At 35.0% G+C, this 13614-nt stretch carries 10 protein-coding genes; 5 read left to right on the plus strand and 5 right to left on the minus strand.

The window, feature by feature from the left end; all coding sequences use genetic code 11:
• Window positions 1–119 precede the first annotated feature (119 nt).
• Window positions 120–1637, plus strand: a complete 1518-nt coding sequence (locus tag ACFSKV_RS15055; protein ID WP_380804494.1) for a hypothetical protein — start codon at window positions 120–122, stop codon at window positions 1635–1637.
• The gene (locus ACFSKV_RS15060) at window positions 1634–2704 is read left to right on the plus strand and encodes a serine hydrolase domain-containing protein (protein ID WP_380804496.1); all 1071 of its coding nucleotides are present in this window, start codon (window positions 1634–1636) and stop codon (window positions 2702–2704) included. The genes ACFSKV_RS15055 and ACFSKV_RS15060 overlap by 4 nt, the downstream gene beginning before the upstream one ends.
• Window positions 2705–2827: 123 nt before the next feature.
• Here ACFSKV_RS15060 and ACFSKV_RS15065 read toward each other — a convergent pair whose 3' ends face one another.
• The 5 genes from ACFSKV_RS15065 to ACFSKV_RS15085 form a co-directional block, all read right to left on the minus strand.
• The gene (locus tag ACFSKV_RS15065) at window positions 2828–3055 is read right to left on the minus strand and encodes an acyl carrier protein (RefSeq protein WP_380804499.1); all 228 of its coding nucleotides are present in this window, start codon (window positions 3053–3055) and stop codon (window positions 2828–2830) included.
• Between the two features lie 168 nt (window positions 3056–3223).
• Window positions 3224–3832 carry a TIGR04282 family arsenosugar biosynthesis glycosyltransferase gene (locus tag ACFSKV_RS15070; RefSeq protein ID WP_380804501.1) on the minus strand — a complete coding sequence of 203 codons (609 nt, stop codon included), beginning with the start codon at window positions 3830–3832 and terminating at the stop codon, window positions 3224–3226.
• Between the two features lie 151 nt (window positions 3833–3983).
• A complete protein-coding gene (locus tag ACFSKV_RS15075; protein WP_380804504.1) occupies window positions 3984–7133 on the minus strand; it encodes a PVC-type heme-binding CxxCH protein in 3150 nt (1049 codons plus the stop codon).
• A gap of 44 nt (window positions 7134–7177) precedes the next feature.
• A complete protein-coding gene (locus tag ACFSKV_RS15080) occupies window positions 7178–7852 on the minus strand; it encodes a 3-keto-disaccharide hydrolase (RefSeq protein ID WP_380804507.1) in 675 nt (224 codons plus the stop codon).
• A gap of 106 nt (window positions 7853–7958) precedes the next feature.
• A complete protein-coding gene (locus ACFSKV_RS15085; protein WP_380804509.1) occupies window positions 7959–8873 on the minus strand; it encodes a cation diffusion facilitator family transporter in 915 nt (304 codons plus the stop codon).
• Window positions 8874–9016: 143 nt separating this feature from the next.
• Between ACFSKV_RS15085 and ACFSKV_RS15090 the strand changes: the two genes are divergently transcribed.
• The 3 genes from ACFSKV_RS15090 (at window position 9017) to ACFSKV_RS15100 (ending at window position 13561) form a co-directional block, all read left to right on the plus strand.
• Window positions 9017–11368, plus strand: a complete 2352-nt coding sequence (locus ACFSKV_RS15090; RefSeq protein WP_380804512.1) for a patatin-like phospholipase family protein — start codon at window positions 9017–9019, stop codon at window positions 11366–11368.
• Window positions 11369–11515: 147 nt separating this feature from the next.
• Window positions 11516–12907 carry an MATE family efflux transporter gene (locus ACFSKV_RS15095; RefSeq protein ID WP_380804514.1) on the plus strand — a complete coding sequence of 464 codons (1392 nt, stop codon included), beginning with the start codon at window positions 11516–11518 and terminating at the stop codon, window positions 12905–12907.
• Window positions 12908–12976: 69 nt separating this feature from the next.
• Window positions 12977–13561: a Crp/Fnr family transcriptional regulator gene (locus ACFSKV_RS15100; RefSeq protein ID WP_380804517.1), complete on the plus strand. Its 585-nt coding sequence runs from the start codon at window positions 12977–12979 to the stop codon at window positions 13559–13561.
• The last annotated feature ends 53 nt before the right edge of the window (window positions 13562–13614 follow it).

Below are 13614 nucleotides of genomic sequence, written 5' to 3' on the forward strand. Positions count from 1 at the left end.
TTCCTAAATAACATTCCTTATTTTTTCTGTCCATGCAACGTCAAGACCTATAATACAATCTCTTTCTAAGAATGTATGAAAATATATTCGCATACGCCCCTTTTAAAATTCAATTAAATATGATAATCCGCATTTTAATTTCATTTTTCTGTTTAGCCTTATTTTCATGTCAGAAGGATCCTGAACCTGCTTTCATTGGGTTTGAATTGGAAATTAAGGATGAGGAACCTTTTGGGAATATAATGTGGTTTGAAATCCATTCTCATAATCGAATACCCGATTCCGATCTTCAGTTTTTCATAGAAGAACAAGAAGTCATCCCTCAAAAGCTGGCAACAGGTGAATGGGAGGTGAATATTGTTGATTTTGATCCCGGTGTACTAAGTTTGAAAGTATGTCTGAGATCAAACAAAAAAAATATCAGGCAAACCAATTTTAAAAAGGCGGAATATCTACTTGATTTGATGGTAGATGAAAGCTTCCTATCAAATGAAACAAAACATTTTGTAATACTATGGGATCAAAACGGGAATCAATTTTATAACAATGAAATCAAAGCATCAGGAAGTCATAAAGTACCACTTGGAAATACTTTACTTAGGAAAATTAGTATCGGAATATTTACCAAAGTAGAAGATTTTGGGCAGGGTTTGGGCCAGATTTTTACCCAAGTACCTATAGGAAAAACTTGGCCCTTGAAAGTTCAAGAGGCACTTAGGAACGAATTTGGAACAGCCAATTTGCTCCTGCGCAATATTCCCCAACATGATGAATATTGGATAAGTAGTAAGGGGAGTTTTTCCCATGGGCAGATGTTAAAAAACAACCATCCTGTATTTCTGGATTTTATTCCTTCCAGATTTTTTGTCAAGCTCCACCAAGATTCAAAAATTTTTGGAAAATTTTTCCCTCAAGAATCTAAGTTTGCCGGACAAACTTTGGAAATTGATCTAGGGGAACTTCAGGAATTAGAACCACTTCAGCTTAATTTCAACAAATCAGTAATAGGTTCATATTCAATTTACGGTTTTGAAAATCCTCAAAATTTATGTACTCAATACCCACTTGCAATTGGAGGATTACAGGATCAAATTAAAATTGGCATTTCAGACTATTCAGCATTCTTCCCTTTTGTTGAATTCCAATTGAATTATCAACAAGAAGATGCTCTGGTTTTTTCCAGATTCAGGGGAGAAGATTTTCCTTCATTTTTTACTGTGTATGAGTCAGGAATTTCTTTGGAGGAAGTTGGTGAAGGTAAATTCAACCTTGATATCAGGGGAGAAATAGACCTTCTTTTTTCCACTTGGAAAGGACATGATGAATTCGGAGTCAATTGGTTTGTTTTTGTCGTTCAAAGTCCTGAAGAAAATTTATTGGCAGCCCCATTATTGGCCAATAATACCCTGTCAATCAAAAATTTGGAGCTCAATAGCCTTATTATTGAAAATAGTGATTTCCTTGAGGATTACACTGAATTTTTGGAGTTTTTTTCCCTAGGAATAAGCAAAGATTATGATCGAAAGGCTCGAATCTTTCATTCTAAAATGATGCCCTTTTCCAATTTTGGATTGAACATTGAATTTAATAAGGAAGAAATCAATAGATATCTTTTATTTAATAATTATCATTTATGAAAAATTTTCTTTCATTGCTTTTATCACTTTTAGTGATATTTTCTGCCAAATCTCAAGATCAAACTGATCTGTTTATGGATAGTGTCATGCAGGTTCAGAAAATACCAGGAGCGGCAGTTGTTGTCGTCAAAAATGGTGAAATCATAAAAAAGGCCACCTATGGTCTTGCTAATTTGGAGTGGCAAATCCCTCTAAAAGAAAGCAGTCCTTTTCAGCTTGCCTCGGTAACAAAAATCTATACGGGATTACTATTAGGTAAAATGCATCAGGATGGGCTACTTTCAGTCAATGATCCAATTGGCTTATACCTGGATTCAATTCCTGAAAATTGGAAAAATATTACCATTAGACAATTGGCCTCCCATCAATCAGGAATTCGTATGATTCCATTGGAAAATTTTCATGAGTTAGAAGCTGCATTAAAAGCCGCAATTGAAGGCGATTTGGAATATGAACCCGGAACAAAAGAATATTATGTCAGTACTGATTATGCTTTTTTAAATAAGATCCTTCAAAAGGTTACAGGAAAATCATTTCCTGATGTAATGAACGACATTCTTCTTGAACCTCTGGGTTTATTTCAGACTGGTTTTGATCAATTAAAGGACGGGGGATTATTCCGAACATCCCAATTGGTAAAAGGACGGGTATCTGTATATGGATGGGACAGTGGTGATTATTATAATTCAGATATGCGATTTCCTGATTGGTTTTATCCTGCCGGTGGAATTTATTCATCAATAATTGATCTAGGTAAAGTAATGCAAATACTTGATAATGAAGAATTTATTACTAAAGAAATTCAGGACATGATTTTTGGCCCAAATCCCTTAAAAGGTAATGTAACCTCAAATTTTGGACTAGGTTGGATAACAGAAGATTATCAGGGACACAAAATGACTTGGCATAGTGGCGGCCCTGCTTTAGCAGACCTCATCCGTTTTCCTGACCTCAAAATCAGTATCATTGTTTTAACGAATCGCAGGGGTGGATTTTATCCATTTCTTGCAAGAGGAGTGGCTAGGTATTTTGTAGATGGATTGGTAATGCCTGAAATTCCTAAATAAGGCTAAATGCTTTTCATAGAAATTGTAAAGTTTCAGATCATCAAAAATATTTTAAATTAAAGAACATCCATTTAATCAAACCTCTTTAATAATTACTTGGAATTAAATCATCTAAATAATTATTTAGATTAAGACAGCCAATAGTTCGGAAGGGGATTGAACTTTTGAAATCTGGTCAGCTGCAAGTTCTTTATTAAGTTGATATTCAAGTTCAAATATGAGACCGTCCACATAAATACTGTCCATTTTCAATTCATTATAAAAATTTGCATTTTTTCTTTTGCCGGTCAATGGAATTCCATAAGAATTAAATACTCCTATGGCTTTTTTCTTTTTTTCATAATTTCCCATCTTCTTAAAGTCTATTTGTAATATGAATAGAAAGATTTTTTGCTTAATTGGCTCAAATATTTTGCGAAACCAGAATTATTGAATTCTTTTAGAATAATCTTCTTTTTTGTTGATTAATGTTTGTACGGAAAAGTTGCTTTTTATGTTAAAAAAATATGTTAAAAGTTGTCATTTTTTTTCAAAAGTATCTAAATAGTTATCCCAATCTTCTTTAGTATCAATATCTGAAAGCCAATTCAGTAGTGAATAAGTTGATTTTTTGGATTCTATGGTGTTTATGGAAATTTTCAATACTTTTTCTGTACTCCATGGAATATTTTTAAATATTTCTGGATAAACCTGGTTTGAGCCCAATAAATAATAACCGCCATCATAAGCCGGTCCAAAAACGACATCTTTTTCTTTAAGGCAATTAAAAGCATCCATCAATATCTCTGTTTTCAGGTAAGGGCAATCTGTTCCAATTATTACGACGGATTTATAGCCCTTGCTAAAAACTTCAATAAATGCATTTAACATCCTTTCTCCAAGGTCATTTCCTTTTTGTTGGCAAGCAATAAATTTTAGAAATTTGTTGTTCGGTAAGTCTTCTAAATAGTCTGAAAAAAAAATAAATATATCTATTTCAGTCAAAGGTTGTAATTGCCTGTAGGTGGTATCAACCAAATACTTGTAAATGTTCAGGGCCTTTTGGGCTCCTAAAGCATCAGCCAGCCTGGTTTTCACTTTTCCCAAAACAAGGTTTTTTTGGAAAACAATGATGGCTTTTTGGTTCATTGAATCAATAATTTAATCAAAAACTCTTTTTTAAAGTTAGCAATGATTTTTCAGCTCCCATTCTTTCCAGAAGAAATTCATCAACTTCCTTATCTGAAATAATTTCATTGAATTTGAATACACCAAAATAGCTGACAAAATCAATTCGTCCTTAATTTATCGTTCTTATATATGAAAATAAATCAGCAATTTCTTGATCTGAAAGGTTGTCTATCAAACCTTTATTCATAAAGGAACGGCCTCCGAGGTAACCCTGACTTTTTATTTCTTCCGTTTTTATAAAAATTTTAGTACCCCCCATAAACCCAATGGTAGTTCCTGAGTCCTCCTTTTTCACCAGGTAGCCTTCTATATTTTGTAAATCTTTCTTGGTAACCCGATATATTGAATAATTTGATTCTACAGCTGCATCCGGATCGAGAATTGCAGTGAGGAGGGCATCTAAGTCACGGTTAGCTGAGCCATCCAATGCAGGTGCAAAATCATGTCCCTTATTTCCAACTTTATGGCACATGAGGCAAGTTTCGAATAGGACTTTACCTTTTGATACACTTCCTTCATTATTGTTTATTATACTCTTATAGCTTATAATTTTTTCATTCAATAGTTTCTTATCGCTTTCTTCAATTTCATAAATCGTATTTAATATTTTGTTGCTGATTGGGTCTGATGGATTGTAACTTTTAATTTGTTCAGCTGATGATTTATCAAATGCTGAAATTTCCAATATGTTGGATGCAAATAATTTTTTTAATATTTCCGAACCTTGATTCGAGCCGGAGAATAAATTAGCTATTTCCCTTTTTTCAAATTGATCCAGAATTGGAATCCATCTTTTTAATTCTTTTTCTCCTTCCGAAGGATTTGACTTGGAATAATTATTTAATGCTAAGGCTCGATTATTGAAACTAAATTCTTCAACCTGAAAAATTTGATAAAAGTATTCTTGATTGGCGTTTAAATCAATTTCAAGGGCCTTGATTAATAGATTTAGTGTTTTTTCCGAGACATTTTTGTTAATCAATGAACTTAATGATTGACTGGAATATTTTATTTTTAATCGACTGATTGCCTCTAAGCCCAAGTTTTTGTCAATTTCAGAATCATTATTTAAAAGGAATTCTATTTGGGTAATTAATAAATTAGAAAGTAAATCAGATTGGATTAAGCTTTGGTTTTGGATAGCATATCTGACATAATTGGATGAATTATTAAGGTCTGCGAAATAAGGCTTTGCTATCTTATAGATTTCTTGATTTCCCAACATTTGGGAAATAATAATAAAGTTGGTCTCATCCAATTCGGAAATATTAGCTTTTGGCCAAAGGTCTAGGAATAATTGTTCTTTCTTTTCATTATCTAAAGCCTGAATAGCCCAAATTTTATTGGAAGTAGGGATATTTGAAGCAGCTGGGGAATTTAAAAATGAATATAACTCAGAAGGGTAACTTTCTAATGCCTTTCTTGCTAAGTATCTCTCGAATCTTCTTTCATAGGAACCTCCCATTTGGTTTCCTTCTAACTCAGGTTTACATGCTAAAAGTAGAATTTCAATGGTTTGAGGGACAGCACTGCCAATTTCTGATAACGTACGGATAACCTGAGACCTGATCAAAGAATTTGAATCCTCAATCAATAAATTCAATTTACTGGCCGTCTCCGAAGGACTTAAATTAAAAGTAATAAGAGATCTAATGGCTTCCCTCCTTAAATTTTCCATTGGATCTTGAATAAGGCCATTCATCAATTTTTCATCATAATGATTGATTCCTTCAAGACTCCATAGCGCATGGATTCGCGTTATTTCATCCATTGAGGAATCACTGGCAAGATGGATTAAGCTTGGTGATAGTTTTTTTGTTTCAGAAATCGTCCTATCGGATATTTGTTGCCATGCGGACCTTTTTGCCCAAAGAGAAGGTGACTTTAAATACTTAACCAATTCTTCCGTTTTCATTTTTTTGAAGTCGGGGATTTCTCTTTTTTCTTGGCTGACATGACGAATTCTCCATATCCTTCCATGGGATTTATCTCTTTCTGGATGAGTGGTGGGAACCTCATTATGGGAAACAATCTTGTTATACCAATCTGCAATATATAGCGCACCATCTGGCCCAAACTCCATATTTACAGGACGAAACCAAGGATCCTCAGACACCAATAAATCCTCAAGATGTTTTGAACTGTAACTGCCGTCAGAATTTCTTATAATTTTTACAGAATTTATTGTCCCTGTAATTGGATTAGCTAAAAAAGCAACATCTCTCCATTCTTCAGGAAAAGATCCTGATTCATCATCTGCAAATGCTAATCCAGACAGACCTGTTCCCCCAACTCTAAATTCGTGAAAGGGAGGCAAAAAGGGTTGATATGGGCGGATTTTTTCATTGCCAATTCCCGGAAAACTTGTTCCGGATTCCATTGGAATCACAGAATAGCCCAAATCATTTGCCTCAGTCCCATACCACTGTCCATTGTGACGTAATTGATAACCCCAAATGTTGTTTAATCCTGAATTAACAATTTCCATTTGTGTTCCGGAAGTTGAAAATCTTGCTATTTTACTGTAATCCATTCTTAATTTTAAATCACTTTCATAAGCTGAAACTTCTCCCTTATTTAATGCCCCATGACTAAAATGAATCCAATTTCCAGGAGCCCTGATAAGAGTATGTGCCATGGTATGGGTATCAGTAAAGCCAAAACCTGAAAAATATGGGATTCTTTTATCCGCCTTCCCATCATTATTTGTGTCCTGTAGCAGGAAAAGTTCTGATCCTTGTGCCACAAATGCCCCGTTTTTAAATGGAAGAATGCTTTGAGGGATTGTTAAGCCATCAGCCCAAACATTTATTTTTATAGGGGAATCATCAAAAAGATTGGATAGGATTAATATTTTATCATCTCCTTTAGTTTCACCTTTATAAAGTTTTGATATTCTTTTAAACTCAGGATGGTTTTTTTGGGCATCAGAGTCATTCATAAGATTCAATAAGTCGTACCATTTAATATCTGAAATGGGATCTAAAGGATACATAGTTGCTGTCTGGGTCCATAATCTTCCAGATTCATCAAAAGTCAAATCAATAGGGTTAATTACTCCATCCCTTTCACTTGCCACCAGTTCAATTATAAATCCTTCAGGTAACTTAAATTTTTCCAGCTGTTGTTCAGGAGTCAACGCACCATTTCTCTGAGAATCTTTAATTGTTTGGTCTTGTATAGGTGAGTTACAATAAAAAAATAAAGAAAGTGTTATTAAAAAAATGGATCCTAGAAGGATATTTCTTTTTATTTTCATTTCAATTATTATCAAGTAATGTTAATTATTTTGAACAGAAATATTCAATGCTCACTTAAAGTGGTAATAGTCAAATCCCGAAACTCGATTTTTGCATTTCCTCCACTGTGTAATTGAATAGCAATCAATCCTTTTTTTGGTATATCAGGATATTTTTCTTCATACTCACCTGTCTTTACTCCATTGATAAATATTTCATGAAAATCTCCTTTACACCTGATAGTGTAACTGTTCCATCCATTCTCTGAAAGAACATGTTTTAAAGTTTCTAAATCACCACCCACTAACTTTCCGCGTCTGTGTTCATCATAGATATCTCCCCAATATCCAGTCCCGATGTCAGCTTGGTAGCCAACCATATTATTGTTAATTATATTGGATCGGTATTGTATTCCACTGTTAATTAAACCTGTGCTAGCATCTCCGGTCAGTCTGAAAAGACACCTAAATTCAAAATCTCCATAGATTTCCTCAGTATATAAATAATTGTTCTCCTCTATTTTCTGTACACCATCTCCACCTACAATAATACCATTTTCGACTTTCCAAAGATCTTGATGTTCTGATGGATGAACTTTCCAACCTTCTAAGGAATTTTTATTGAAAATGGAAACAGTATTTTTAAAGTGTTGCCCGAAAACAGGAAAAAAGTTGAATGTGAATCCTATAAAAAAGATTAATGAAATTCTATTTTGAAGCTTTATTAATGACTTTATCATTTTTTGTTTTGAGTTTTTAAGGTAGAGGAAAATTACCAGATGTACTTTTTCAGAATTTGCTGAATTTCATCAATTCCTAATATGCATAATTTTTTATTAAATAATTTCAAACTGCCCACTTTCTATCATTGGTAAATGCCACATTTAGCCATTTTTTAAGTGAAATGGGTTGCATCTTTGTGACAATTTCTTCACGAATTTGGTCCTGTTCACTAAGAGTAGGCTGCCAGGCATCTGGGGAAACCACAAAATCTATTTCAATAAATAATTTTTGGCCGGATTTGGAAACCCGTAGAAAGGATTCGTGAAAATGGTATTTATCTTCAATATCATCCACTATTTCCTGGCATAATTCGAAATATTTGTTTTCTGCCTTCATGTCCAAAACTTCCCGGATTTGTCTCCCCATATTGGTTATAGGTACTTTGAGAAAGTATCCTGACACTATTACAACCATTAAAGGATCTGTATAGGGTTGTAAAAATTCAAATTTTGTATACCCCAATGCAAATGAAAAAAGGAATCCTGCCAAAACGGCCAAACTCAGATAAGTATCCATCAACCATTGTTGGGATTCTGCTTCCACCAAACCTGAATGATTGTTATTATGTTTTCTTTTGAGAAAGTAATAGACCACAAAACATCCGACAGTTGCTATCAGGGAATAAAGTACCCCCGAGGTTGCGTTAACGTCCTGACCACCTGAAAGAATGGTAGAAAACCCTGAAAAAAAAGAAAAAAGGCAAAGTATCGTAATCACTAAAAACTTACCAAGAATTATGATGGGCTCAATCATTTCTTTTCCGTAAGGGAAGCGTTCAAAATCCTGCTCTTTCATAAATGAAGCGGTGATTAATGAAATGATAGATAGGCCGACACTGATCAAAGAATAAATTCCATCAAAAAGTATGATTTTAGAATTTTCAAAAACTCCCCAAATGATGGCCATTAAGGCAAAAAACAAGGCCCCATAAACTGATATTTTTAATAGCCTCCTTTCATGATAGTTGTTTTGGTTCATTTTCTTAGGGCAATTATGATGTCTTAAATCAATTTTTTCATTGAATTCCCCTAAAATAATCAAATTTAATCTTCAGTTAATTCTGCTATTGCTTTATTTGGAAATTAGATAAAGATTTGTGTTTTATTTAAATCTTAAACTCAATGAAATTTGAAAAGAACAGATTATTATTCATTTTTTTTATTTTGTCTTTTTGGATGCTGTCGCCTGTTTTTGGGCAAAATATATCAAATAAAGATAAACCAAAGATTGGATTGGTTTTGAGTGGAGGGGGCGCTAAGGGAATGGCGCATGTGGGCATTTTAAGGTATATGGAGAAGGCCGGTATCAGGCCAGACTATATTGTTGGAACAAGTATGGGATCGGTTATCGGGGGGTTATATGCTATTGGGTACAGTGCAGATGAACTTGAAGCCATAGTCAGAAGTTCAGATTGGGAATTGATAGTTTCCAACCGTGTTGGCTTTAATGATGTCTCATTTGAGGAGAAAGAATATTATAACCGGTATTTAATTGAGCTGCCAGTTATTGACAAAAAAATCACTTTCCCTTCAGGGTTAATTGAAGGCCAGAAGCTTTCTGAAACTTTACATTATTATACCTGGCCCGCAAATGAAATTCATGATTTTGATAAGCTCCCAATTCCCTTTAGGTGTATCACAACAGATGTGAGAAATGGGGAAGGAATCGTCATTAAAAGTGGCTACCTTCATGATGCCCTTCGTTCTAGTATTGCAATTCCCACATTTTTTACTCCCTTTGATATGGACAGTACTTTGGTGGTTGATGGTGGGGTAGTAAATAATTTTCCGGTTGATGTAGTCCGGGAAATGGGAGCGGATATTGTCATTGGGGTGAATGTGAGTGATGAAGATTTTGTGGACCCTAAAGAACTGGGCTCATTTTCAGCAATTTTGATGCAGATTGCCATGTCCAAATCTTACAGCAAATTGAAGGAAAATATAGCTAATACCGACATCTATATCAAACCTGATCTAAAGGGCAATTCTACAGGTAGTTTCAGTAATTATGCTGAGATTCTTTATTTGGGTGATTTGGCGGGACAACAGCACTATGAGGAGTTTAAAGCATTGGCTGAGAGAATTGGGATGAATAGGCAGACGGAAGGAATTGGGCTTGATGTGGAACCCATTTTGGTTAAAGAGATAGAAATAACAGGGAACGTACTCTTTACTGATAGATTGATCCAATCCAAACTAGATATCCAATCCGGAGATGTGGTTTCAAGAAATCAGGTTAGGGACGGAATTTCAAGGGTTTTTGGTATCAATGGATTCCATAAAGTCGATTATTCAATTTCACCTATTGAGGGACAAGCCTTTAAGCTTCAGATTAGAGTTAAAGAAAAGCCAAAAAGCCTGTTGTTTGCTTCAGTGCATTATGATAATCGTTTTTCTGCCGGCATTTTGCTGAATTTGACCATGAGGGATGTGATTGGTAAATCTTCCAGAACAGTGTTGGTGGGGGATATATCCCAAAACCCGAAGTTTAGGTTCGATTATTATAAATATATAGGTGGGCAAAAAAGATATGCGTTAAATTTTAGAGGGGATTATATCAATCAGGAAATCCCCGTTTATGACAAGGGTGAACAAATAGATCTGCAAAGGACTGTAGAGCGCAGGGTTGCTGCGAATATTTTGTCAACCCAATCTTTAAAGGAGACTTATATTTTAGGCACATTTTATGAATTCAATAAAGTCAATTCCAGGTTTAATATTGAATTTCCTGAAGGGATTGAGAATGCTTTCACAAATTTCTTTGGATTGAGGACAGCTTATTCACGAAATACCTTAAATGACAGGAATTATCCTACCAAAGGAACCGAATCTATTGTGGATTTTAGGTACATATTCGGTAATAATTATGACCTGAAATTAAAGGATGGAATAGACACCTTGTTTTTGGAGGGGGGTGATGAACCTTTTGGAATACCTAAGGAGGATCTTCCAGGGCTTATTGATATCCTTACGCCTAATGCTTACTTTTCAGCATTTTTTAAAATAAAGAAGTTTTTTCCTCTCAGCAATAAATTTCAGGTAATGCCAAATTTTGCAGGAGGTTTGACATTATCTAATGAGGTTGAAGGACCGATTTTCGATAATTTTGTTCTGGGTGGTATCCAAAGGGTCAGGATAAATGATACCAAAGTTTGGGGGCTAAATTACAGGGAGTATTTCAAGCCAAATTTTGCAAAATTTGGGGTAGATTTTCAATTCATACCGCTACAAAATATCTATATAAGAACTGGAATCAACGCATTGGGGGTAAGTGATCATATTCCATTGAAAAATATGGGTAATGAACTTCTGGATGAGTTTTTCAGTGATAACGGTATTGTTGGATATGGGATTGATATAACTTATAAATCAATTTTAGGACCAATTATATTGGGAGTAGGACGAAACAGCGCTGATAAAAACATGAGGGTCCATTTTGGAATAGGATTCTCATTTAATTATTCGGATAGATAAACCACATATTTATGTGTTGCAATTTGTTTGAATTAGGCTGATCTTTGTGTCATTATGAAGGTTTAATTTTTATTTGTTCAGGTTTCTGTATTCCATTTGGAATCAGTTATTTTACAATTCTCCATTTTGTGGAGCAATCCTTCTCATATGACATTCAATTCATTCATACAACATTTTAAAAAAGCCTTAAAAGGTCTGGAGGAAGATTTTACTCAGATCAGTATAAAAAGGGCGATATTTTACCTTTCAGTACCTATGATTCTGGAAATGGTCATGGAATCACTTTTTGCGGTGGTAGATATTTTTTTCGTAGGGAAACTGGGAGTCTTTGCAGTGGCTACTGTAGGTCTGACTGAATCTGTTTTGACAATCATATATTCCATTGCCATTGGTTTAAGTATGGCTGCAACGGCTATAGTGGCCAGAAGGATAGGGGAAAAGAAACCTAAGGAAGCATCAGCAGCTGCATTTCAGGCTATTGTAGTCTGTACCTTCTTTGCATTAGCAATGGCTATTTTGGGATATTATTTTGCTAAAGAAATGCTTGCTATAATGGGAGGTGAGCAGGAATTGATAGCATCAGGATACCGGTATACTCAAGTCATTTTTGGTGGAAATGTTTTTGTTATGCTGCTCTTCCTCATTAATGGAATTTTCAGAGGGGCAGGCAATGCAGCAGTCGCCATGCGGGCTTTATGGATAGCTAATGGTTTCAATATAGTCCTTGATCCTTTGCTGATTTTTGGTTTGGGTCCTGTTCCTGCTATGGGATTGGAAGGTGCAGCCTGGGCCACCACCACCGGAAGAAGTATAGGAGTGATCTATCAGTTTTACATTTTGTTCAATGGAAAGTCCATCATCAAGTTTTATTGGGAAAGTTTAAAAATGAAATGGCAGACCATTTGGACAATCCTCAAAGTTGCTTCTGGGGGGATGGGCCAGTTTTTGATTGAATCCGCTTCATGGATTTTTCTGATGCGGATAATTTCAGATTCAGGATCCGTTGCTTTGGCTGGGTATACAGTGGCAGTCAGATTGATTATATTTGCTCTGTTGCCGGCATTTGGACTATCCAATGCAGCGGCTACATTGGTGGGTCAAAATTTGGGAGCCTTACAACCTGGCAGAGCAGAAAAATCTGCTTGGCTTGCTGCTCACCTCACTGCTATTTTCCTTGGATTTTGTTCCCTTGTTTTTATTGCAGGAGCAGAATTTTTTATCGGGATATTTAATCAGGATCAGGGAGTTATAGAGGTGGGAAGATTGGGGTTGACCATTATTTGCCTGGGATATGTATTTTTTGCTTATGGTATGGTAATGAGTCAATCGCTCAATGGAGCAGGAGACACCAAGACTCCTACATTAATTAATCTTGCTGTACTTTGGTTATTCCAGATTCCATTGGCCTATTTTCTGGCCAAAAACCTTGGCTGGGGAGCAACAGGGGTATTTGCTGCCATTGCTATCAGTCACTCTCTTCATGCTATGGTAAGTACATGGGTGTTTAGAAGAGGGAAGTGGAAATTTGTTGAAGTATAGGGACTAATACATGTTTTTAACCAAGGTTTATTTTTGGAAAATTCTTTTATTTTCTTTTAAATTGTCCCTATGACTCATCCTGATATTGTTGAAAACCTGAGAAAATATGTTCCTTTTTCCAAAGAGGAAATCCAGGCTTTTTATGATGTCGCCAAACATGCCAATTTCAAAAAAAATGAGGTGTTGGTGGAAACAGGTCAGATGCTTTCTCCTTTTATTTTTATACGGAAAGGATGTTTGATGACGTATTTTACAGATGAAAAGAATTTTAACCATGTGATCCAATTTGGTTTGGATAAATGGTGGACGGGTGATCTCAATGGATTTATGCATGGAGAACCCTCCATTTATACTATTAAAGCCATGACACATACAGAAGTATGGATGTTGGACAAAGAGGATTTTGAGAATCTGTGTAAAAACCAACCTGCTTTTGAAAAGTATTTTAGAGTTATTTTCCAAAATTCTTTGGTTAGCCATCAGAAACGTATCATTCGTAATATTTCATTCAGTGCCGAAGATAAATACCTGACATTTGTTAAAAATTACCCCAAACTTGAATTGTTAATTCCCCAAAAATACATAGCCTCTTATCTGGGTATCACACCTGAATTTTTAAGTATGATCAGGAGAAAATTAGCCGGCAAACCTTAAAGTAATTTAATAAAACATTCATTAGGGTTTAATTTGATTGTAATTATTAAACA

This window comes from Shivajiella indica, from assembly GCF_042683085.1.
In the GTDB taxonomy this organism is placed as follows: domain Bacteria; phylum Bacteroidota; class Bacteroidia; order Cytophagales; family Cyclobacteriaceae; genus Shivajiella; species Shivajiella indica.